Annotated in this window: 22 protein-coding genes and 3 pseudogenes; 3 read left to right on the top strand and 22 right to left on the bottom strand. The window is 66.7% G+C overall.

The genetic code is table 11. The annotated features are described in order from the left end of the window. Positions 1-8: 8 nt before the first annotated feature. The 3 genes from VD964_RS20540 to VD964_RS20530 all read right to left on the bottom strand — a co-directional run bounded on the left by VD964_RS20540 (position 9) and on the right by VD964_RS20530 (position 2066). Positions 9-575, bottom strand: a complete 567-nt coding sequence (locus VD964_RS20540) for an isoprenylcysteine carboxyl methyltransferase family protein (protein WP_324870364.1) — start codon at positions 573-575, stop codon at positions 9-11. 2 nt (positions 576-577) lie between these two features. Next, the gene (locus tag VD964_RS20535; RefSeq protein WP_324870363.1) at positions 578-1636 is read right to left on the bottom strand and encodes a type III polyketide synthase; all 1059 of its coding nucleotides are present in this window, start codon (positions 1634-1636) and stop codon (positions 578-580) included. A 196-nt stretch (positions 1637-1832) separates the two neighbouring features. Continuing rightward, positions 1833-2066 (bottom strand): hypothetical protein, encoded by a 234-nt coding sequence (locus VD964_RS20530; RefSeq protein ID WP_324870362.1) that lies wholly within the window; start codon positions 2064-2066, stop codon positions 1833-1835. 162 nt (positions 2067-2228) lie between these two features. Here VD964_RS20530 and hypF point away from each other — a divergent pair, with 162 nt between their 5' ends. After that, the gene (gene hypF, locus VD964_RS20525) at positions 2229-4469 is read left to right on the top strand and encodes a carbamoyltransferase HypF (protein ID WP_324870361.1); all 2241 of its coding nucleotides are present in this window, start codon (positions 2229-2231) and stop codon (positions 4467-4469) included. Here the strand turns inward: hypF and VD964_RS20520 are convergent. The 16 genes and pseudogenes from VD964_RS20520 to VD964_RS20445 all read right to left on the bottom strand — a co-directional run. After that, positions 4439-4801 carry a hypothetical protein gene (locus VD964_RS20520; protein WP_324870360.1) on the bottom strand — a complete coding sequence of 121 codons (363 nt, stop codon included), beginning with the start codon at positions 4799-4801 and terminating at the stop codon, positions 4439-4441. The genes hypF and VD964_RS20520 overlap by 31 nt on opposite strands. Positions 4802-5130: 329 nt before the next feature. Beyond that, positions 5131-5925, bottom strand: a complete 795-nt coding sequence (gene cybH / locus VD964_RS20515; protein WP_324870359.1) for a Ni/Fe-hydrogenase, b-type cytochrome subunit — start codon at positions 5923-5925, stop codon at positions 5131-5133. Between the two features lie 24 nt (positions 5926-5949). Continuing rightward, positions 5950-7764 (bottom strand): nickel-dependent hydrogenase large subunit, encoded by a 1815-nt coding sequence (locus VD964_RS20510; RefSeq protein ID WP_324870358.1) that lies wholly within the window; start codon positions 7762-7764, stop codon positions 5950-5952. Positions 7765-7766: 2 nt separating this feature from the next. Next, the gene (locus VD964_RS20505; RefSeq protein WP_310118411.1) at positions 7767-8840 is read right to left on the bottom strand and encodes a hydrogenase small subunit; all 1074 of its coding nucleotides are present in this window, start codon (positions 8838-8840) and stop codon (positions 7767-7769) included. Positions 8841-9032: 192 nt separating this feature from the next. Continuing rightward, positions 9033-9581, bottom strand: a complete 549-nt coding sequence (locus VD964_RS20500; RefSeq protein ID WP_324870357.1) for a HupE/UreJ family protein — start codon at positions 9579-9581, stop codon at positions 9033-9035. A gap of 197 nt (positions 9582-9778) precedes the next feature. Beyond that, entirely contained in the window at positions 9779-11266 is a 1488-nt protein-coding gene (locus VD964_RS20495) for a sigma-54 dependent transcriptional regulator (protein WP_324870356.1), read from the bottom strand. A 30-nt stretch (positions 11267-11296) separates the two neighbouring features. Further along, positions 11297-11638 carry a hydrogenase maturation nickel metallochaperone HypA gene (gene hypA / locus VD964_RS20490; RefSeq protein ID WP_324870355.1) on the bottom strand — a complete coding sequence of 114 codons (342 nt, stop codon included), beginning with the start codon at positions 11636-11638 and terminating at the stop codon, positions 11297-11299. Continuing rightward, positions 11631-12476, bottom strand: a complete 846-nt coding sequence (hybE, locus tag VD964_RS20485) for a [NiFe]-hydrogenase assembly chaperone HybE (RefSeq protein ID WP_324870354.1) — start codon at positions 12474-12476, stop codon at positions 11631-11633. The genes hypA and hybE overlap by 8 nt, the downstream gene beginning before the upstream one ends. Beyond that, entirely contained in the window at positions 12473-13342 is an 870-nt protein-coding gene (locus VD964_RS20480; protein ID WP_324870353.1) for a hydrogenase expression/formation protein, read from the bottom strand. Before VD964_RS20480 ends, hybE begins: the two co-directional genes overlap by 4 nt. After that, positions 13339-13767 carry a hydrogenase gene (locus tag VD964_RS20475; protein WP_324870352.1) on the bottom strand — a complete coding sequence of 143 codons (429 nt, stop codon included), beginning with the start codon at positions 13765-13767 and terminating at the stop codon, positions 13339-13341. Before VD964_RS20475 ends, VD964_RS20480 begins: the two co-directional genes overlap by 4 nt. Before the next feature lie 4 nt (positions 13768-13771). Next, entirely contained in the window at positions 13772-14095 is a 324-nt protein-coding gene (locus VD964_RS20470) for a HypC/HybG/HupF family hydrogenase formation chaperone (RefSeq protein WP_324870351.1), read from the bottom strand. 16 nt (positions 14096-14111) lie between these two features. Further along, positions 14112-14762 (bottom strand): HyaD/HybD family hydrogenase maturation endopeptidase, encoded by a 651-nt coding sequence (locus VD964_RS20465; RefSeq protein WP_324870350.1) that lies wholly within the window; start codon positions 14760-14762, stop codon positions 14112-14114. Positions 14763-15294: 532 nt separating this feature from the next. After that, on the bottom strand, positions 15295-15474 hold the full coding sequence (locus tag VD964_RS20460) for a hypothetical protein (RefSeq protein WP_324870349.1): 180 nt from the start codon (positions 15472-15474) through the stop codon (positions 15295-15297). A 183-nt stretch (positions 15475-15657) separates the two neighbouring features. Further along, positions 15658-15885, bottom strand: a complete 228-nt coding sequence (locus VD964_RS20455; RefSeq protein WP_324870348.1) for a hypothetical protein — start codon at positions 15883-15885, stop codon at positions 15658-15660. 115 nt (positions 15886-16000) lie between these two features. Beyond that, on the bottom strand, positions 16001-16249 hold the full coding sequence (locus tag VD964_RS20450; protein WP_324870347.1) for an acyl carrier protein: 249 nt from the start codon (positions 16247-16249) through the stop codon (positions 16001-16003). Between the two features lie 291 nt (positions 16250-16540). Next, a pseudogene (locus VD964_RS20445) lies at positions 16541-16660 on the bottom strand (IS5/IS1182 family transposase); the annotation flags it as partial. Between the two features lie 308 nt (positions 16661-16968). Here VD964_RS20445 and VD964_RS20440 point away from each other — a divergent pair. After that, positions 16969-18072, top strand: a pseudogene (locus tag VD964_RS20440) (recombinase family protein); the annotation flags it as partial. A gap of 258 nt (positions 18073-18330) precedes the next feature. Here VD964_RS20440 and VD964_RS20435 read toward each other — a convergent pair. Further along, a pseudogene (locus VD964_RS20435) lies at positions 18331-19211 on the bottom strand (IS5 family transposase). A gap of 82 nt (positions 19212-19293) precedes the next feature. Here VD964_RS20435 and VD964_RS20430 point away from each other — a divergent pair. After that, positions 19294-19758 (top strand): hypothetical protein, encoded by a 465-nt coding sequence (locus tag VD964_RS20430; RefSeq protein WP_324870346.1) that lies wholly within the window; start codon positions 19294-19296, stop codon positions 19756-19758. A gap of 115 nt (positions 19759-19873) precedes the next feature. Here VD964_RS20430 and VD964_RS20425 read toward each other — a convergent pair whose 3' ends face one another. Continuing rightward, a complete protein-coding gene (locus tag VD964_RS20425; RefSeq protein WP_324870345.1) occupies positions 19874-20038 on the bottom strand; it encodes a hypothetical protein in 165 nt (54 codons plus the stop codon). Then, complete coding sequence (locus tag VD964_RS20420; protein ID WP_324870344.1) at positions 20011-20298, bottom strand: hypothetical protein; 288 nt, start codon at positions 20296-20298, stop codon at positions 20011-20013. Before VD964_RS20420 ends, VD964_RS20425 begins: the two co-directional genes overlap by 28 nt. Between the last annotated feature and the right edge of the window lie 65 nt (positions 20299-20363).

Genomic DNA, 20363 nt, shown 5'->3' with positions numbered 1-20363 from the left:
TTGTGCCGTCAGGCGGCCGGCGGGACCCGGCGGCCGCTCCATCCTGTCCAACGGCCGGTACCGCCCGCGGTTCCGTCCCGGCCGCTCAGCGCCTCCTCCTCCACCTGGATGCGGCGGCGGGTGAGAGGGATGTTCAGCAGCGTGGCGGCGGCGGCGATCCAGACATTGCCGAACACCAGCGGCAGCACCACGAGTTCGCCCGCCACCACCAGATAATTGGGATGCCGGACCCAGCGGAACGGGCCGCGGCGGACCAGCGGCGCGCCGTCCAGCGTGATGATCCGCGTCGTCCAGAAGCGGCCGAGCGTTGCGATCACCCACACCCGCCCGGCCTGCAGCAGCAGGAACAGCGCCAGAAGCCAGCCATTGATCGGAGCATCTGCCGGCACCGCCAGGAACAGCGCCAGCAGCCATCCGGCATGCAGCACGACGAACAACGGGTAGTGGGCGGCCCCGACCTCCCGCGCGCCTTCGGCCAGCAGCCGGGCGGTGTTGCGGCGGGCGACCACCAACTCAAGCAGCCGCTGCGCCGCGACTGCCAGCAGGATGACCTGCGGCCAACCGAATGCTTCCATTGTCACAGATCCAGCAGGGTGAGGCCGGCGGTGAATCCGGGGCCGAGCGCCAGCATCAGATGCGCCCCGGTGGCGCCGCTCTGCATTCGGCGGTCGAGCACGAACATCACGCTGGCCGCCGACATGTTGCCGCAGTCGCCCAGCACCGCCCATGAGTCGTCCATTCCGGCGGTGGCGGGCGCCAGCACCTCGGTCAGCGCCTGAAGAACCTTGGCTCCACCGGTGTGGCAGATCACTCCGGACAGGTCCGCGCGGGTCATGCCGCGGCCGGTCAGGAAGCCATCGACCACCGGGGCCAGCCGCTCCCGGATCAGGCGCGGAATGTCCTGGCTGAAGACGACGCCGAAGCCCTCGTCCTCGATCCGCCAGCCCATGATCCGCCGGGTTCCCGGCCAGGTGTGTTCGGCACTGTCGACGAAACGCGGACCGGAGGCATCCTCGCCGGCGGCGGGCGCCCGCAGCAGGGCGGCGGCGGCACCGTCGGCGAACAGGGCGCTCGCCACCACATTTGTGGGAGAGGCCTCTTCCGGCCGGTGCGACAGGGTGCAAAGCTCGACCACCAGGAACAGCACATTGCGCCCCGGCATGGCACGCGCCATCATTCCCGCCCGCGCCAGCCCCAGCGCCCCGCCGGCACAGCCCAGCCCGAAGACCGGCAGCCGCACCGTGTCCGGCCGGAAGCCCATGCGGTCGAGCAGCAGCGCCTCAAGGCTGGGCGTCGCGATTCCGGTGGTGGTGGCGCAGACGATGGCGTCGACGTCGGTGGGACGCAGCCCAGCTGCATCCAGCGCCTTGCCAGCCGCCTCTTCCAGCAGGTCCAGCGCCACCCGCTCGAACACGGCGGCACGCTCGCCCCAGCCGTGGGGCTCCAGATACCAGGACAGCGGGCAGGCGGCATAGCGGCTGCGGATGCCGGTGTTGGCGAAGACGGGGGCCAGCCGGTCGAAGTCGCGCAGGCGATGGGCGAACACCGTCCGGGCGACGGCCAGCGTCTCCTCCTGCTCGAAGCGGTGGGGCGGCAACGCCGTGGCGACCGCCAACAGCCGCGGATCGAGTGACATCCTGCCTCCTGCATGCCGCCGTCGGTTGGGGGGGCGGGGCGACATTCCCGCTCCCACTGCCAACACGTAGAACGCGGCCCAGTTGCGCCAAGCGGTCCCACTTCAAAAGGCTATCGCCTTTGGAAGGCCCTCCGGCGCGAATGAAAAGGGCGGCGCCCCTTGGTGCGCCGCCCTCTGTCCTGAAGCCGTCTGCCGTTTAGGCCTGACGCGGCTTCAGTGGCGCGGTATCGCGGAAGGGCTTGTCGACCCCGCCCTTGTCGTTGGTCTGGTTCTCGACATCGCCTTCGAAGGTGCTTTCGCCCTGGGCCAGATCCAGATCGTCCGGCGTCATGCCGGCGGCGCGGGCGCCCTTGGTCCCGCCGATCTGCGGGTTGTTCTTCAGGTCGGCATCGGTCGGCTTGTCGGTCTTCTCGTGCTTGCTTGCGCTCATGACGGCGTCTCCGTTCCGGTTCCGCGGGTTCCCTTGTCAACCGGCGCGGTGCCGGATCGTTGCGGCCCTGACCCTCCGTACAGACCATCTGCCGCAGCGATTGTCCCTTCTCGCCCCCGGAGAGAAGGATAGGATGGGCCGAAGATCATCCAAAGGGCTTCCATGTCCCATGACGACAAGCGGCTGAGGATCCGCGTGCGCGGACGGGTGCAGGGCGTGGGTTTCCGTCCGCACGTCCATGCGCTCGCCCGGCGCTTCGGCCTGACCGGCTGGGTGCTGAACGATCCGCAGGGCGTGCTGATCGAGGTGCAGGGCGCCGACACAGCCGCCTTCCACACCGCCCTGTCCGATGAGGCGCCGCCGCTGGCCCGCATCGACGCCGTCGACTGCACAACCGTGGCCGCGCTCCCCGCCGAGCACTCCTTCACCATCCGCCACAGCGAGTCCGCGGGCGCCATCGCCACCGGAATCGGTCCCGACGCCGCGGTCTGCCCGGCCTGCCTTGCCGAACTGTTCGACCCGGCGGACCGCCGCTACCGCTATGCCTTCCTGAACTGCACCCATTGCGGCCCGCGCTACACCATCACGCGGCGGCTTCCCTATGACCGGCCGCAGACGGCGATGGCCGGCTTTCCGCTCTGCCCCGACTGCAGGACGGAGTACAAGGACCCGGCCGACCGCCGCTTCCACGCCCAGCCGACCGCCTGCCCGACCTGCGGCCCGCGCCTGTCCCATCCGCCGGAAGACATTCTGGCCGCCCTGTGCGCCGGCAGGATCGTTGCCATCAAGGGGCTGGGCGGTTTCCACCTCGCCTGCGATGCCACGCGCGCGGACGCGGTGGAGCGGCTGCGACGGGTCAAGCAGCGCAACGGCAAGCCCTTCGCCCTGATGGTCGCCAATGCGGAGTCCGCCGCCCGCCATGTCCGCATGGACGACGACGAACGCCGGCTGCTGGAGGGCGTGGCCCACCCGATCGTCCTGCTGCGGCGGCGGGCGGACGCGCCGGAACTGGCGCCCGACATCGCCCCCGGTCTGGCATGGCTCGGGGTCATGCTGCCCTACACGCCGCTGCATTACCTGCTGTTCCACGAGGCGGCCGGACGGCCGGACGGCACCGGCTGGATGCACGATCCGCAGGACCTGACCCTGGTCATGACCTCCGCCAATCCCGGCGGGGAGCCGCTCGCCATCGGCAACGGGGAGGCGCGGGAGAGGCTGGCCGGCATCGCCGACCTGATCGTCGACCATGACCGCGACATCGTCATCCGCGCCGACGACAGCGTGGTGCGCAAACTGGCCGGCGCACCCGCCTTCCTGCGCCGAGGCCGCGGCCATGTGCCGGAGCCGATCCGGCTGGCGCGCCCCGTGCCGCCGATCCTGGCGGTTGGCGGCCACCTCAAGGCGACGGTTTGCGTCACCCGCGGCGACGAGGCCTTCCTGTCCCAGCACATCGGCGACCTCGACAACGCCGCAACGCTGGGCTTCCTGGAGGAGACCGTCGCCCATCTGCTGCACATCCTGGGCGTCGAGCCGGTGGCGGTCGCCCATGACAAGCATCCGGATTTCCAATCCACACGCTTCGCCGAGGGGACCGGCCTGCCGGCCATCACGGTCCAGCACCACCACGCCCATGTCGCCGCCGTGATGGCCGAACACCGGATCGACGGTCCGGCGCTCGGCCTTGCCCTCGACGGGTTCGGGTTGGGGGAGGGGGGAGGCTCCTGGGGTGGGGAGATGCTGCTGGTCGACGGCTTGCGTTCGGAGCGCCTGGGCAGTCTGGCCCCGCTCGCCCAGCCCGGCGGCGATGTCGCCGCCCGCCAGCCCTGGCGGATGGCCGCAGCCGCCCTCGTCCGCATGGGCCGCGCCGACGAGATCGTCCCGCGCTTCGCCGGTCACGGTCCGGCCGAGGGCGTGCGCCGGATGATCGAGCGCGGCATCAACGCTCCGCTCACCAGTTCCTGCGGACGCTGGTTCGACGCCGCCTGCGGGCTGCTGGGCGTCCGCGCCGTGGCGGGCTTCGAGGGCGAGGCGCCGATGGCGCTGGAATCGCTGGTGCGCCGGCCACGGGTGGTGGAGGGGGCTTGGCGGATCGAGGGGGGCGAACTCGACCTGACACCCCTGCTGGAGCGCTTGCTGTCCGTCTCCGACGCGGCGGAGGGGGCGGAGCTGTTCCACGGCACGCTGGCGGCAGCGCTGGTGGATTGGACGCTGCCGGCACTGCGCTCCCACTGTTTCCGCCGGGTGGTGTTGTCCGGCGGCTGCCTGATGAACGCGGTGCTGGCGGAGGAACTGGTCGCCGGCTTCCGCACCTCCGGGGTTGAGGCGCTGCTGCCGAGGCTGGCACCCGCCAACGATGGCGGGCTCAGCCTCGGTCAGGCGTGGGCCGCGTCCTTCGCCCTGTAGGGGAAGAGCGGCATCTGGACCGGCGCCCGCAGCTTTTTACGAGGCGCCGAAGCATCGACGCTGCGGTTGGCCTTGTCGAACTCGTAAAGGCCGCGATACTTGCCGATGTAGCCCTTGCGGCAGGCACGGTGGAACCGCTGCGATGCAGTTTCCCAATCGTCGCCCGGCCGCAGCCAGCTGACATAGGTGGTGCCGCTGCGCGGATCGGTGCGCAGGAACCGCCCGCGTCCCTTCTCGCCCCGCACCCATTGGCCGGGGTTCAGCGTCAGCGCCCCGCGCGCCAGAAGCAGCTTCACCTGCGGGGTCAGGTCGATGGTCGGAAAATAAGGCATGACGTCCTCTGGCCGCACCCGGACGGGGCGGCGCTGATCTGGGAGACTCCGTTGTTTCGGAACCTCCCGGATATGGGAACGCATACGGAACAATTCAAGGTTTTCAAGGGGTGTGGGGTACTGTAGGGGCGAAGTTTTGCCCCCACCCCGACCCTCCCCCGCTGGGCGGGGGAGGGAGCGAGTGCTTATGCGGGAGAGTGGCGGCAGTCCCTCCCCCGCCCAGCTCTCGCACAAAGCTACGCTTTGTGCTGACGCGGCAGGCGGACCTTTGGTCCGCTGAGAGCGGGGGAGGATAGGTGGGGGGCATAGAACCACACCACATCACGCACTCACCCCACCCGCGCCGCCTTCTTCACCGGGCGCTCATGCTCCTCGTCGGCCGGGGCCTCGGCGTCCTTGAAGGTGCGGACGCCGCTGATCATGGTGGAGATGATCGACTGGCGGGACATGATGTCCTCGCGCACCGCGGCATAGATGTGGACGATCACGAACAGCAGGATCGCCCACATGCCCAGATGGTGCCAGGTGTGGACGTCCATGCTCTGGCCGAACAGCGGGATGACCCAGCCGAACAGCCGGTCCTGCCAGCTGCCCAGCCCGGTTCCTTCGCTGTAGAGCGCGAAGCCGGTGACGATCATGAAGACGCTGCCGACCGCGATCGCCCAGAACATGGCGAACTGCGCCAGCGGGTTGTGGCCGACATACAGCTTCGGCTTGCGCTCCAGGAACAGGTACCAGCGCGCCTCCAGGAACAGCTCTCCCCACCAGTGGCGGTCCCAGAAGGGGAAGCGGAACAGTTGGCGGGCATGGTGGTTGCCGGCGAAGGCCCAATAGAGCCGGCCGATGAAGCCGATGGTGAAGATGTAGGCCGCCGCGAAATGCACGAAGCGGATGTAGCCCATCAGGAAATTGGCGCTCGCCTCGCCCGGCATGCTCGGCAGCGGGTTGGCGATCAGGTAGCCGGTGACCGACAGCACCGTGATCGCCAGCGCGTTGACCCAGTGCCAGACCCGGACCGGCACCTCATACACATAGATCGCCTTCAGGAAGCGGCCGGCCGCCGGAGCGGCCGTCCCTTCCTCGTCCGGTGTCGCGACCGGCTTCGCATCGTCGAGAGGAGCCATGACGTAATCCTCCTCGGTTGCCGGTCAGCGCACGGTGACGCGGGCCAGTTCGGCGCCGTCCGGCGCCATGACGTGGGTGGAGCAGGCAAGGCACGGGTCGAAGCTGTGCAGGGTGCGCAGGATCTCCACCGGCTCGTCCGGGCGGGCCATCGGGGTGTTGAGCAGCGAGGCCTCGAAGGCGCCGATGTTGCCCTTGGGATCGCGCGGGCTGCCGTTCCAGGTCGTCGGCACGACGCACTGGTAGTTGTCGATCTTGCCGTCCTTGATCTTGATCCAGTGGCCGAGACCGCCGCGCGGGGCGGCGACGGTGCCGACGCCCTTGGCCTCCTTCGGCCAGGTCTTCGGGTCCCACTTCTCGACATTGGCGGTGGCGGTGTCGCCGGCCTTGATGTTGGCGATCAGGGCGTTCCAGTCGTCCATCATCATGGTGCAGCAGTACTGGCATTCCAGCGCGCGGGCCAGGGTGCGGCCGATGGTGGTCGGCAGCGCCTGCTGCGGCGTGAGGTTCGTGCCGGCCAGCGCGTTGAAGGCGCCCAGCGATTCGGTGATCTGGTCCTTCACGTAGCCGACGCCCTGGGCATAGGCCAGGATGTAACGGGGCAGGGGGCCGACCTCCACCGCATGGCCGCGCCAACGCGGGGCCTTGATCCAGGAATACTTGGCGGCCTCGTCAAGTTCCTTGATGTCGGTGCGGGTGCCCTTGGTGTTGGCGCCCAGTTCGAACTTGGCCTCGGTCACGCCGTCCCACGGGTGCAGGCCCTTGCTCTCGTCCTCGTAATGGTACCAGCTGTGGGCGACGAACTCCTGCACCTGCGCCGGGTCGCGCGGGTCGATGGGATGGACCTCGTTCCAGTTGCCGTTCAGGATGACGCCGCCCGGCAGCTGGCAGGTCGAATGGTCGTACGGCACCTTCTCGTAATCGCCGTAGTCCATGACGTTGGTCGCCGCCAGCCCGCCGCCATAGAGCCAGTCCTTGTAGAAGCTGGCGATGGCGAGCACGTCCGGCAGATAGACGTTCTCGACGAAGGCCGTGGCCTCTTGGATGCGGGCGCGGATGAAGTTCAGCCGCTCCATGTTCAGCGGCGCGCCCGACGACCCGTTGCCGTCCATGTTGATGGCGCAGGGAACGCCGCCGACCATGTAGTTCGGGTGGGGGTTCTTGCCGCCGAGGATGGTGTGGATCTTGACGATGTCCTTCTGGAGATCCAGCGCCTCCAGGTAATGGGTCACAGCCATCAGGTCGGCTTCCGGCGACAGCTTGTAGGCCGGGTTGTCCCAATAGCCGTTCTTGAAGATGCCGAGCTGGCCGCTCTCCACGAACTTCTTCAGGCGGGTCTGGACGTCGCGGAAATAGCCGGGGCTGGACTTGGCATGGCGCGGCGACACCGCCTGCTGGAGCGCCGAGGTTGCCTGCGGATCGGCCTTCAGCGCGTTGACCGGGTTGACCCAATCCAGCGCGTGCAGGTGATAGAAATGGACGATGTGGTCATGGACCTGCAGCGTCTTCGCCATGATCTCGCGGATCAGGTGGGCGTTCTTCGGGATGCGGATCTGCAGCGCATCCTCCACCGCGCGGACCGAAGTCAACGCGTGGCAGCCGGTGCACACGCCGCAGATGCGCTCCACGAAGGCCCAGGCGTCGCGCGGGTCGCGGCCCTTCAGGATCACTTCGAGGCCGCGCCACATCGTGCCGGTCGACACCGCGTTGCGGATGACGTTGTTGCTGTCGACATTCACCTCGCAGCGCATGTGGCCTTCGATGCGGGTGACCGGATCGACGACGATGCGCTTGCCGCCGTTGTCGAGCGAGAAGCCGTTCGGGGTCTGGACGATGCCCATGGTCAGACGTCTCCCTTGTGCTGTGCGCGCTTCAGGGCGCTGACCGCCGCGTGGGCGGCGATGATGCTGCCGACGCCGATGGCGGCGGTGGTGCCGATCTCGTCGGCGTTGGCCTCGATCCCGAACTGGAGGATGTCGGACTGGCGGGCATACCAGGACCCCTTGTCCCAGAATCCGTCCTCCGAGCAGCCGATGCAGCCGTGGCCGGACTGGATGGGGAAGCTGGTGCCTTCGTTCCAGCGGACGGTGGAGCAGGCGTTGTAGGTGGTCGGACCCTTGCAGCCGACCTTGTAGAGGCAATAGCCCTTGCGCGCGCCCTCGTCGTCGAAGGATTCCACGAACTGGCCGGCGTCGAAATGCGGCCGGCGATAGCATTTGTCGTGGATGCGCTGGCTGTAGAACATCTTCGGCCGGCCCTGGCGGTCCAGTTCCGGGATACGGTCGAAGGTCAGCATGTAGGTGATGACGCCGGTCATCACCTCGGCGATCGGCGGACAGCCGGGGACCTTGATGATCGGCTTGTCGGTGATGACCTCATGCACCGGGGTGGCGCGTGTCGGGTTCGGGCGCGCCGCCTGGACGCAGCCGAAGGAGGCGCAGGAGCCCCAGGAGATGATCGCCTTGGCGTCCTTGGCGACCTTGCGCAGCTGATCGGTGAAGGGCTTGCCGCCGATGATGCAGGACATGCCGTCCTGGTTCAGCGGCGGATTGCCTTCCACCGCCAGGATGTAGTTGCCCTTGTACTTCTCCATCACCTCGTCGAGGATCGCCTCGGCCTGATGGCCGGCCGACGCCATCAGCGTGTCGTCGTAGTCCAGCGAGATCATCGACAGCACCACGTCCTTCACCAGCGGGTGCGCGGAGCGGATGAAGGATTCCGAACAGCAGGTGCATTCCAGCCCATGCAGCCACAGCACCGGGGTGCGCGGCTTGGTTTCCATGGCATGGACGATCTGCGGCACCAATTCCGGCCCCAGCCCGAGGGCCGCGGCGGTCAGCGAGCAGTATTTCAGGAACGAACGGCGTGTGATCCCCTGCCGCCGCATCACCTCGTAGAAGGTTTCCAGCGTTGCCATCGGTTTGTTTTCTCCCCTGGGGCGGCACCGGCGTGCGAGGGTCCGGTGCGCTTCTCCGCGGGGCATAGGCAACAACCGTGCCGTAATACGAACATTTGGCAAAGCAACGGTTTCATGCCCGGATGGGCTTTGGCCTGTGGCAAGCTCCCGGCCGATCTGGCGGCCGGGATGGCAGGGGAATTGCCGGTGGTGTCAGGCGGACTGGCTATTCTCTTCCGGCCGGCCGATCAGCCGATGGAGCGCCAGACCCAGCGCCACGCCGATGGCATGCAGACCGGCGGTGCTGGCCAGGAAGCCGGCGGCATAGCCGAGCGCCGCGGCGTCGGCCGGCATCTCCGCCCCATGGGCGAAGCCGTGGAACAGGCCGAAGGCGGCGGCGAACAGGGCGCCCACCACGCCGTTGCGCGACATCGGCATGACGCACAGCAGCGCCAGCACGACCGTGGACGCGTAGATCGTCGGCTCGACCAGCGGCAGCTCGCCGCCGGTGAGCGCGAACAGTCCGCCCGCCAGCATGGCGGCAAGGAACGCCCCCGGCACCGCCAGCACGGCGCGTCCGCCGATGGTGGCGCCATAGACGCCGACCGTGACCATGGCGATCAGGTGGTCGAGCCCGCCAAGCGGATGCGCGGCGCCGTCGAGGAAGCCGGCCCCGGCGAGATGGCCGGGATGGGCAAGGGCAGGGGTGGCGGCAAGCGCGACGGCAGCCGCGACGGCGGCAAGGCGGATGGTTTTCGACATATCGAACGGCTCCTCGGGGTTCTTGTGGTTTGGTGAACTCTCCCGCCCAGGTCTCCCTCTCCCCCCTGGGGAGAGGGTCGGGGTGAGGGGGGCGCACAGCGAGGATTCTCGTAATAGCCACGCTATGCATCCCCCTCACCCTAACCCTCTCCCCCGGGGGGAGAGGGGATCTAGGGCGGGAGAGGGCGTTTAAGTTATCAATGCCGCTGCGTCGGCCCGCGCTCGATGCCGTAGCGTTCCAGCTTGGCGCGCAGGCCCATGCGGGACAGGCCCAGTTCGTCTGCGGCCTTGCTCTTGTTCCAGCGGCAGCGGACCAGCGTTTCCATCAGGATGCCGGCCTCCACCCGCTCGATCCGCGACTTCAGCGGCCCGCCCTGGCCGATCAGGTCGAGCGGCGGCAGCGGACCGTCCTGCGGCGAGGCGGGGCGGGCGTTCAGCGCGGCACCGCGCAGAACCTGGTTGGACAGCAGGTCGGCCCCCAGCGTGTCGCCCTCGCACAGCACCAGCATGCGCATGATCTCGTTCTGCAGCTCGCGCACGTTGCCGGGCCAGCCATAGGCCTCCAGGCAGGCCAGCGTGTCGGGGGCGAAGCCGGCAACGGGCTTGCCATGGGCGGCCGACAGCCGCTCCAGGATGTGGCGGGCGAGCACCGGGATGTCGTCGGGCCGGTCGCGCAGGGGCGGCATGGTCAGCGTCATGGTGCTGAGGCGGTAATAGAGGTCCTCGCGGAAACGGCCGGCCTTCACCTCGGCGGTCAGGTCGCGGTGGGTGGCGGCGACGACGCGGACATCGACCCGCCGCGTCTCGTTGGAGCCCACCGGCCGGATCTCGCCCTCCTGCAGGAAGCGCAGCAGCCGGACCTGGAAGGCCGGGCTGATGTCGCCGATCTCGTCCAGGAAGATCGTGCCGCCGTCCGCCTGCTCCAGCAGGCCGAGGCGGTTGCTGTGCGCGCCGGTGAAGGCGCCCTTCTTGTGGCCGAACAGCTCGCTTTCCAGCAATTCGTCCGGGATGGCGCCGCAATTCTCGCAGTAGAAGGGCTGGTCGGACCGCGGGCTGCCGTAATGGATGGCGCGCGCCAGCAATTCCTTGCCGGTTCCGGTCTCTCCCAGCACCAGAACCGGCACGTTGAAACCGGCCACCCGCTCCGCCTGCCGGCAGACTTCCTCCACCGGGCTGCCTTCGGCACGGACCAGACCGTCGAAGCGGTAGGACTGCCGCACCCGCTCCCGCTTGGTCGCCACGCGGGTTTCCGCCAGCGGCGGCAGCAGTTTCAGTTCGCTGGTCAGCCGGTCATGCTCACGCTGCAGCTGGTACATCTTCGCCGCGTTGCGGGCGGTCAGCAGCAGATGGTCGGGATGCCAGGGCTTGGTGATGAACTGGTGGATGCCGGCGGTGTTGATGGCGCCGATGATGTCCTCGGGGTCGATGTAGCCGGTGATGACGATCCGCACCACCTCGGGCCAGCGTTCGCGCACCTGGGTGAGGAACTCGACACCGCTGACCTCCGGCATCCGCTGGTCGGAGAAGACCACCTGGATCCATTCGGTTTCCAGCAGGCGCAAGCCCTCCTCCGCCGACAGGGCGGTGAAGACCTCGAACTCCTCGTCCAGCAGGCGGGCGATGACCTCGACGGAGCGCGGCTCGTCATCCACCACCAGGATGCCGGGGCGGGTAGGGTCGCTCATCGCACGGGATCCTTCCTCATTCAACCGGCCTCATTTGACCTCGAGATCCTTGATCGTCATTTCGGTGCCGCCGTTGGGATGCAGCCGGCTGCCGCCGCAGTGTGGGCAGGGCGACAGCCGGTCGTCCAGGTCCACCGTGTCGCTGCAGTCGAAGCACCAGCCGCGGCCCGGCACATCCAGCACCACCAGTTCCGCCCCCTCGGCCAGCGAACCGCGCGTGACCACATCGAAACCGAAACGCAGCGCCTCCACCTCCACCCCGGCGAAGCGGCCGATCTCCAGCCGGATTTTGGTCACGCGGCTGAAGCCGTTGGCGCGCCCGGCCTCCTCCATCGCCTGGAGCAGGCTTTCGCAGAGCGCCATCTCATGCATCGCCGGCGTCCCCCGCCCCCATACCCAGCAGAGCCCGGCGCGACGGCCGCACCGGCTCCGCCGGTTCTGGAACGGCGTCCGCAGAAACCGTTTCCGGCGGCGCCAGTTCGGCCTCGCGGCGGCGGCGGATTTCCGCGGTCTGGGCGCCGTCCTCGCGGATGGACGGATCGAAGAGGGAGACCAGCGCCGCCGAGGCCGTTTCGGTCGCCTGGAGCATCGAGCCGAACTCGAACATCGGCGAAAAGAGCGAGCATGCCTTGTAGGCGCCCACCCCCTTGCGGTTGGCGTGGACGAACTCGTACCGGCCGGACGGGAACTCGATCAGTTCCTTGGCGCCGGGGACCAGGGCCGACCAGTCGTCCCCCTCGCCCGGCAGCAGGACGAAGTTCAGGAACCACGGCGTCACCAGCGCGCCCAGCCAGCGCTCGTCATGCCTGCGGAATCCGACCGCCTTCACCGCCAGCGCATCGTTGACGATGGGAAGGCCGCGCATCTGCGCAGTGTGGATTTCACGGAAGGCCGCTTCCAGCCGGGCGATGGTCTCGACCGGCTGAGCGGGCGGGGCAGGGACGGAGGGCAGCGGCGCGGCGATCGTCTCCGCCACGGCGGCTTCGCCGTCCAACGCCATGAACTGGTCGCGGGCGCCGTCGCAAACCGGGCAGCGCCAATGGTCGGGCAGGGCGGCAAAGGCCGTACCGGGCGGCACCTGCCAGTGGTCGCACCCTTCCGCCGGGTCATAGACATGCCAGCAGATCTTGCATTCCATCCGCGTGGCCGCGCCGATGCGCGTGGCGTCGCCCAGATAGGAGCCCTCGAAACGGGCGGCGGCGGCGCTCATCGCGTCCGCTCCAGATCGGTCGCCAGCGCGTCGAGGATCTCGGCCAGCCGTTCGGCGCTGTCGGCGATATCCTCCGCGGCGGCACAGACCACCGCCGGCACGTCGACGATCTCCACCGTGTCGAGAATCAGCGTGTCGACCGAGTTGTAATAGCGCACCCACCAGACATTCTGCGTCGCCGTGGCGGTGACGCGGCAGTTGCCGTAGCCGCGCGACAGGATGGTGGTGGCGCCGACGCCCAGCCGCTGTTCGACGAAGGCCAGATCCTCGGGCGTGTGGGGAAGCAGGCTGAAATTCACCGCGTGGGGGCCGTCGCCGCGGCGCCAGGCGGCGCTGCGGTCCAGCAGTTCGGTCAGGATCGGCATGCCGTTCATCAGCCCGGCCGGGGCGGGCCCGGCGGCAGCCGGTGCAACGGCGGTGAAGGCGCGGTTCAGCGCCACCCGCGGGAAGGCGCCGATCAGCAGGCTTTCGCGCACGGTCCCATCACCGAACCCACGCACGCGCCAGACGCCGGCCAGCGACGCCTCCTGAATCTCCAGCCGGTCGCCGGCCCGCTCCACCTTGACTGCAACCTCGCCTTCGCCCAACGCCTCGTCCACCAGGGCCAGCACCGGGGCGTCGAGATCGTCGGCCGGAATGCGGATTTCCTCGCCCGCCGACCAGCCGGCCAGCGCCTGATGAATGCGGACCAGCACCGCGCGCGCCGCGGCGGCGCGGGCGGGATCCGCGACCTCCGGCAGGTGCGGTTCATAGACGCGCATGCCCGACGGCATCGGCAGATACTCCAACCCTTCCTCAGTCGCATCGGGCTGGCTGCCGGGGCCGAAGCCGACCGGCGGATGGGTCATGCCGAACAGGGAACTCATGCCGCACCGCCTTCCGAGCCGCCGTCCAGAATCTCGCCAATCCGCTGGAGATAATCGTCCCAGTCGCGCACGCGGGGAATGCTGCCCAGCAACCGGTCGCCACGCAGGAAGACCAGGGCCGGCAGGCTCATCATGCCGGTCAGCGCCAGGATCGCGCGCTCCGCCGCCTCGCCCGCCACCGCCGGGCTCAGGCGCGGGTGCAGGGCGCGGACCAATTCCGGCAGGATAACGGCCACGTCGGCGGTCTCCGCATTGCCCTTGCCGTGGCCGGGCAGGAAGACCACCCAATCCTTGGCCGGATCGTCCAGCCACGGGCGGTCGTCGGCATGGTCGAGCCGCATGTATCCATGGACGTCGGTCAGCAGATCGACCAGCGGCGGCAAGGGCAGGCGCGGTTTGACGAGCGGGGGTGCAAGGTCGGTCATGGCGTCAGGCCTCCGTCAGGCCGGCCGCACGGGCCGCCTCCAGGTGGGGGGGAAGGGTCGGTTCGCGGCCGGTCAGGTCGGCGAAGGCGCTGTCCAGCCGTTCCCCGTCCAGCGCCGCGGCCATCGCCGCGGCCATCGCCGCCAGCGCATCGAGGATCTGCGATGCCTCCTCGGGCTCCAGCAACCGGCGGGCAGCGCCCAGGAAGCCGAGCACCCAGTCGCCGGGACCGGCCTCCGGGATCAGCGACAGGTCGATGGCGGAGCCGTCCTCCGCCCGGCCGACGATACCGTCGACCGCGGTCAGGCGCAGGGGAATGCCGATGCACATGCTGGCGTCGCTCCCCTCAGGATGCCGTGGCGGACAGCGCCGCCAGAATGCGGTGATCGCCGATGCGGCAGGCATCCTCGGCGCTGGGCCGGCCGCCCTCATAGGCGTCGCGGGCGATGGCCGGCGCCGCAATGTCTGCAGCGGCATCCCGGCGTACGCCCTCCACGCCGAATTCGCCGTGCAGCAGTTGCAGAATGACGTCGATGGTGGGGGCGACCTGGGCCGCGACGGTATCGGTCAAGCCGCCGCCGTAATCCTCCAGGCATTCCGGCTGGACCCCGACCAGGATCAGCTTTTCCGGGCAGCGGCCGAGAAACATGGCGCTGGCCAGCACCTCCTGAAACCCGGTCTGGTGCAGGCTCATCTTCTTGGCGCCCAGGAAAGCCGGTACGTCGTCGCCATGGAAGACCCGGCGGGTGCCCGGCGGCAGGCCATAGTCGATGGCGTCGACCACGATCAGCGCGTCGGCAGTCTCCAGATGCGGCAGCAGATACAGCCCCTGGGTTCCGCCATCCATCAGCGTGACGGTGTCGGGAAACCGCCAATCGGCGGCGAGACGCTCCACGGTGCGGACACCGAAGCCCTCGTCGGCCCACAGGATGTTGCCGATGCCCAACACCAGGATTCGCGCCGCCCCGCGACCGTCACCATCCCCCGTTCCGTCCATTCCCATGCCCCGGCATCTGTCCCATTTTGCGGCGTACTGCCGCCGAGGCTTGTTCGTACAAGTTCCATGCCAGGACCGGCCATAAGGCCATCTCCTTGATCGGACAGCATATTTCCCCACCCATCGCTCGTCAGGGCAGCGATTGTGGACATCAACATTACAGCATGCATGGAAAGTGGCAACCAACTTGCCGGTCTGGCTGGAAGGTTGCCGCAGGGTGTGCGGTCCGATTGTTCGCCGCAGCCGAACGGTGAAACCAGGATCCGGGCGTTTATCCTGGCACCTCGCGGATTTAGATCTTGTCCATCAGGGCGGACATCTCCGCCGGATGCTCCGCCCAATGGAGGTCGAAATGGCAAGACTGGTTTCTCTTCTGATGTTCGTCGGCGTCATGTCCTACGCGGCGTTCATCGTCTCGTGAGTGCCAACATGTGATGGCACTTCAACTTCTTCATTCAAACGGCTGATACAAAGGCCGATTCACCAAAGAGCCAGATTGGCGAACGAAGCTCCTGAAAGCATGTGCAAGGGTCTAGGCTTCGTCATATCCCGGCTCCCGCGTCTGGCCTTCGCGGTCGCTCGCCTTTTCCGAACCGGGCTTCTTCGGGGCGTTTCCAGTCGGCTCCTCGCTTTGGCCGATCGACGGCGTCTCCGGCGCCTGCCTGTTGCGCTCGCCCTCTGTGGGTTGGTCTTCGGTGGGTTTGTCGCTCATTACGCTCTCCCGGCTTGGTGATCCAATCCCAACAGGTTTGGGACTGCTTCATCCCCGCTTGCCCCCCACCTTTCCGGGCTGGGCTCATTTATATCGGAATGATGGTTCCCATGACCGGGGGAGGTCACGCTGAGTTTGGGGGGATGCGTTGCCGGGCCTCTCACGGGCTCAAGCCGGCTGGGGTCACCCATGCCGGCCGGTACCAGGGGGGCGGAGCGTCACCCGCGCTGTCAGGTCCAGGCGCTTGCCGTGCCAGCGGTCGGCGATCTGCCGCCAGAAACTCGCCTCGCGCTCGTCGCCCTCGGTCGCGGCTTCGTCGGCGGACGGCTGGGCAAAGCCGAGGTGCTGGTCGACGCCAGCCAAGCCGTCGGCGGTCAGGGTGTCGGTGACGATGAGGCGGGAAGCGGACATGGAAGGATCCGGAAAAGACCGCCGGGACATCGGGGAAAGCCCCGGCGGGAGTGAGGTGGAGGAAACGCCATGCGCTGCCGGGCGCAGGGCAGGTGGACGCGGCGAGCCGCGAAACTCAGGTGGGTGGCTGGGCGTTGTCGATGCGCTTCACCAGATCGCCGACGGTGATGAGGCGGGGGAGTTCGTCGTCTTCGATCGCGACGCCGAACTCCTCCTCGATGGCGATCTGGAGTTCGTAGGCATCCAGGCTGTCGGCGCCGAGGTCGTCGATCAGTTGGGCGTGCGGTTCGATGGGCGTGGGCTCAGTCTCTGTGCCGAGGATGTCGGCAAGCAGGGTCCGGAGGTGGGTGGAGCGTGAGGGCATTTTACGTGTTAAACGTAATTCTGGCCAAGCGTAGACTTACGCGATAAACGTAAATGCGGTGCGCGGCACACGCTGCGATAATCCGGTTGCGCTGAACGGCGAGCGTTCGCGCTTCGGTTATCTCAGGAGGTGGCGATGCTGCGTTTCGTGATTGGCGCTCTGCTGGCTCTGGTGTCGGGCCGGTGCACGTCACTGCCATTGATCGGAGGTGCCGCGTCATCCCACTTGGGGGAGTCCGTTGGAAAATGCAGTGCGCAAACACGTTGGGCGGCGTTGGATTAGGGCCCGGACTCATAACCAGTATGCGACGGTCGCCACGATGTGGACGGCGGCCATGAAGTTGGTTGCGGAGCGGTCGTAACGGGTGGCGATGCGCAGGAAGTCCTTGAGGCGTCCGAACATGCGCTCAATGGGCTGATCGCAAATGACAAATTCTGCCTGTCACGCTCAGGGCGGCTTTCCCTGAGTTGGTGGCGGCTTGCTTTGCGTCTACGGGATTGCACGCAAATGGGCGTGAGCACGGTTCCCGATCTGAACGCAGATCGGGGAGGTACCGATGAAGCGCCATTGGCAGGTTCGCCGCCAGATGCAGGCGACGACGGATGGGGCCCGGCGATGGGATCGGGCATACATGCTCATCCTGGAGATGACCCTTCAGGCCGTCTCGCCGGCTTCACCGGAAGTGGTCGACCCCTCCCCACCAGCACAGGAGGGGAACCATGAGGACGGCGATCTATGTGCGGGTTTCGACCTCACGGCAAGCCCAAGCCCAGACCATCGAGCAGCAACTCGATCGCCTTCGCACCCATATGCAGGAGCAAGGCGAGGACATCGTCAGCGACACCATCTTCCGCGATGACGGCTATAGCGGGGCGACGCTGAACCGGCCGGGCTTGGATCGGTTGCGCGATGCGGTACGGGCGGGTGCGGTCGGGCGGGTGTTGGTGACGGACCCCGACCGTCTGGCCCGTAACTACGTGCAACTGATGGTTTTGTTGGAGGAACTGGAGCACCATGGCTGCCAGGTCGAGTTTCTAGACCGGCCAATGGGACGCGATCCACAGGATCAGCTTCTGTTGCAGATCCGGGGCGCCGTGGCGGAGTACGAGCGCACCTTGATTGCCGAACGCATGCGACGGGGACGCCAGATGAAGCTGCGCGCCGGATGTCTGTTGCCCTGGACCAGAGCTCCTTACGGCTACCGCCTGGACCCGGATCGTCCGCGCGATCCGGTCGGTGTTACGGTCGATCCGGCGGAGGCGGCCGTCATCCGTGAGGTGTTCGCCCGTTTCATTGAGGACCACAGCAGCTTGTTCAGCTTGGCCAAGTACTTGCGCGCCCTGGGCATCGCTTCGCCGACTGGCCGGCCGCATTGGTCCCCAACCACCCTGCGCGGCATTCTGACCAACCCCAGCTACACCGGCCAAGTCTTCGCCGGGCGGTGGCGCAGCCGTCCACCCCGCAGCCGTCGGTCGGCCACTCACCCCATCGGTCGCCCGTCGGATTCGTCGATCCCGACGCCAGCAGAACAGTGGATGCCAGTGGCGAACATCCCGGCTTTGATCAGTGAGGAACAGTTCAAGCTGGCGCGGGAAAAACTTGATCAAAATCAAGCGTTTGCACGGCGCCATAACACCCGACATGAGTATCTGCTGCGAGCGTTGGTAAGCTGTGGCGTCTGTCAGTCAGGGTGTGTGTGCCGCACCGTTCACCCAGGATACAATTACTATGTCTGCCGCGGCAAAGGCGATGCGATTACCAGCCGGCGAGAAACCTCTTGTTCAGCACGCTACGCTCCGGCTCAGCAGCTTGATGATTTGGTTTGGAAGGATCTCTGTGCACTCCTTACCGCCCCTGAGCAGATTGCCCAAGCCCTCAGCCGGGCGCATGGCGGAGGCTGGCTGCCCCAGGAGCTGCAAGCCCGACGCGAACAGCTACGGAAAGGTCAGTGTGGGCTTGAGCAGCAGATGGAGCGCCTGACGGACGCGTATCTGCTCGGCGTGATCCCTCTGCCGGAATATCAACGCCGGCGTCAGGTGGCGGATGAGCGGATGCAAGGTTTGCGCACCCAAGCAGAACAGTTAGATGCTCAGGCCGGCCGGCACATGAAGCTCGCTGGCTGGGCCGCTTCGGCAGCTGATTTCTGCCAGCGGATGCAGTCCGGCTTGGCTGACGCTGACTTCGCGCGGCGGCGCCAACTCGTGGAGTTGCTGATCGATCGCATCGTCGTTACCGGAGGTGAGGTGGAAATCCGCTACGTCATCCCGCTCAGCCCCGACGGCGAGCGAGGGCGTTTTTGTCATTTGCGGAAGGACTATTTCGATGACGTTGCGGTTCCGGTAGAGGTAGGGAGAGAAGCAGTTTTTCCAGCGCTTGTTGGCGCGTGGCGGGATGTTGGGCGCGGCTCCCGCCTCTTCGATCTTCCGGCGAACAGCGGCACTGTCGTAGCCCTTGTCGCCGTGCAGGAGATCGGTGGCGGGCATCCGGTCGAGCAGACGATCGGCGGCGGTGCAGTCGGCAACCTGACCGCCGGTCAACAAGAAGGCGAGCGGCCGACCGCGTGGATCGCTCAGGGCGTGGATTTTGGTGGTTCGTCCGCCACGGGACCGTCCGATGGCCTGAGCGCGCTCCCCCCTTTGCCGCCGCTTGCCGAACGATGGGCGCGGACCGCCGTGGAGTCGATCATCACCTGGGCCGGTGGGCCACCTGCCGCTGCCAACGCATGGAAGATGTCTTCCCACACGCCCTTGGCCGCCCAGCGGACGAAGCGGTTGTAGAGCGTCTTGCGGGGGCCGTAGACCGGTGGAGCATCCACCCAGCGCCCACCCGACTTCAGCACATGGACGATTCCGCTGATCACACGACGATCATCCACGCGCGGCTTGCCGCGGGTGTCGCGCGGAAGGTGCGGCTCAAGCCGTCCGAACTGCTCCACCGTCAACCAGAACTGACCGTCGCTCATCGCATAGCCCCTTTCCAGGGCGTTGAATCACAACGGCTCCCTGGCGGAAAGGCTCTTTATGGGTCCGGACCCTAGCCTTTCTATGAAAACCGCCTGGATTTTTCCAGCCGGTCTATGTGTTGTTACAGCCTATTCTTCGATTAGCTTTGCTATTATTTCCCTTACTGATCGGCGTCGATGGGAAGCACTTCGGTTGCTGCACGCACAGCAATTGTTCGAGCTAGTGTTGAACGTACGTAAATTGCTTTGTGACAGGGCGGCCGATACCGAGAGATTGTCTACTATCCTCGACCAAATAAATTCGAAGCCATTCGCCACTTATGATGAATTCCAACTGGATCACGAAAAGTGGGAGGCTGAGCTTGAAATATTGAAATCCAACGGTGCAGAAATTGATAGGCTTTCTGATATTGTCGAGCATGCTTTAGCGCCGATATCTAAGCTAGAAATGATTCAAAAAATGCAGATTCTTGTCAATATTGTGTCCCCGTTAATCTTATCATTATTGTCGATAATTGCGCTTGCGCTGTCTATGCATATCAATTGAACGTCGGTGGTATTTGAATAGATGATATTCATAAATTAACTTGTTCTCTCTACGGGATTGCGGGAAATCAAATCCTTCTATGTAGTATTACCTACTATTATGTTTCGGGCACTGTTCAAAACAATAACTCCCGCACCATTATCGCATCCCGTTGGGGCGCGTGCGGGTTGCCGAAGAGCATCATGGCCGCGATGTTCCGCGTCCGGCCGGCGTCTGCTGCCGAGATGGCGAGGCGGCTGGCCGCGTGCTCAATCACGAAGAGATGATGATCGGGCAACATGGTGCCTCCAATGGGTCCGTCATCCTGCCGTGGTCAGGTGCCCCCGATCCGAACGTGATCTCGTAGCCACAGCGGCGCAGCTGGGCAACCCAGTCGCGAGCGATGATTTCGCGCATGGTCGCATCGGCCCGGCGGGTGGTGGGGTTGCCGCTGTGCTTCGTCAGCACCACGGAGGCGGCAAGGATCAGATGGTCGTCCGGTACCGGTTGTCCCTCCTTCGACCAAGGGGAGGGCGGCTTCGCTTGAGGATCGTCGCGCATTCTGTTCTCCATGCGTTCGCATGGATGAGAACAAGGAGGGGACGCGGATGTCAACGCGCTGCCGA

It is taken from the genome of Azospirillum sp. (genome assembly GCF_035628975.1).
Taxonomy (GTDB): domain Bacteria; phylum Pseudomonadota; class Alphaproteobacteria; order Azospirillales; family Azospirillaceae; genus Azospirillum.
The sequence above is the reverse complement of the archived record's forward strand: the minus strand, read 5'-3'. Positions and strand labels throughout refer to the sequence as shown.

What these genes read in the sequence shown, in the direction of transcription:
- VD964_RS20540 (WP_324870364.1), bottom strand. Translation starts at nt 575, where the DNA reads ATGGAAGCATTCGGTTGGCCGCAGGTCATCCTGCTGGCAGTCGCGGCG.
- VD964_RS20535 (WP_324870363.1), bottom strand. Translation starts at nt 1,636, where the DNA reads ATGTCACTCGATCCGCGGCTGTTGGCGGTCGCCACGGCGTTGCCGCCC.
- VD964_RS20530 (WP_324870362.1), bottom strand. Translation starts at nt 2,066, where the DNA reads ATGAGCGCAAGCAAGCACGAGAAGACCGACAAGCCGACCGATGCCGAC.
- hypF (WP_324870361.1), top strand. Translation starts at nt 2,229, where the DNA reads ATGTCCCATGACGACAAGCGGCTGAGGATCCGCGTGCGCGGACGGGTG.
- VD964_RS20520 (WP_324870360.1), bottom strand. Translation starts at nt 4,801, where the DNA reads ATGCCTTATTTTCCGACCATCGACCTGACCCCGCAGGTGAAGCTGCTT.
- cybH (WP_324870359.1), bottom strand. Translation starts at nt 5,925, where the DNA reads ATGGCTCCTCTCGACGATGCGAAGCCGGTCGCGACACCGGACGAGGAA.
- VD964_RS20510 (WP_324870358.1), bottom strand. Translation starts at nt 7,764, where the DNA reads ATGGGCATCGTCCAGACCCCGAACGGCTTCTCGCTCGACAACGGCGGC.
- VD964_RS20505 (WP_310118411.1), bottom strand. Translation starts at nt 8,840, where the DNA reads ATGGCAACGCTGGAAACCTTCTACGAGGTGATGCGGCGGCAGGGGATC.
- VD964_RS20500 (WP_324870357.1), bottom strand. Translation starts at nt 9,581, where the DNA reads ATGTCGAAAACCATCCGCCTTGCCGCCGTCGCGGCTGCCGTCGCGCTT.
- VD964_RS20495 (WP_324870356.1), bottom strand. Translation starts at nt 11,266, where the DNA reads ATGAGCGACCCTACCCGCCCCGGCATCCTGGTGGTGGATGACGAGCCG.
- hypA (WP_324870355.1), bottom strand. Translation starts at nt 11,638, where the DNA reads ATGCATGAGATGGCGCTCTGCGAAAGCCTGCTCCAGGCGATGGAGGAG.
- hybE (WP_324870354.1), bottom strand. Translation starts at nt 12,476, where the DNA reads ATGAGCGCCGCCGCCGCCCGTTTCGAGGGCTCCTATCTGGGCGACGCC.
- VD964_RS20480 (WP_324870353.1), bottom strand. Translation starts at nt 13,342, where the DNA reads ATGAGTTCCCTGTTCGGCATGACCCATCCGCCGGTCGGCTTCGGCCCC.
- VD964_RS20475 (WP_324870352.1), bottom strand. Translation starts at nt 13,767, where the DNA reads ATGACCGACCTTGCACCCCCGCTCGTCAAACCGCGCCTGCCCTTGCCG.
- VD964_RS20470 (WP_324870351.1), bottom strand. Translation starts at nt 14,095, where the DNA reads ATGTGCATCGGCATTCCCCTGCGCCTGACCGCGGTCGACGGTATCGTC.
- VD964_RS20465 (WP_324870350.1), bottom strand. Translation starts at nt 14,762, where the DNA reads ATGGACGGAACGGGGGATGGTGACGGTCGCGGGGCGGCGCGAATCCTG.
- VD964_RS20460 (WP_324870349.1), bottom strand. Translation starts at nt 15,474, where the DNA reads ATGAGCGACAAACCCACCGAAGACCAACCCACAGAGGGCGAGCGCAAC.
- VD964_RS20455 (WP_324870348.1), bottom strand. Translation starts at nt 15,885, where the DNA reads ATGTCCGCTTCCCGCCTCATCGTCACCGACACCCTGACCGCCGACGGC.
- VD964_RS20450 (WP_324870347.1), bottom strand. Translation starts at nt 16,249, where the DNA reads ATGCCCTCACGCTCCACCCACCTCCGGACCCTGCTTGCCGACATCCTC.
- VD964_RS20430 (WP_324870346.1), top strand. Translation starts at nt 19,294, where the DNA reads ATGAAAACCGCCTGGATTTTTCCAGCCGGTCTATGTGTTGTTACAGCC.
- VD964_RS20425 (WP_324870345.1), bottom strand. Translation starts at nt 20,038, where the DNA reads ATGTTGCCCGATCATCATCTCTTCGTGATTGAGCACGCGGCCAGCCGC.
- VD964_RS20420 (WP_324870344.1), bottom strand. Translation starts at nt 20,298, where the DNA reads ATGCGCGACGATCCTCAAGCGAAGCCGCCCTCCCCTTGGTCGAAGGAG.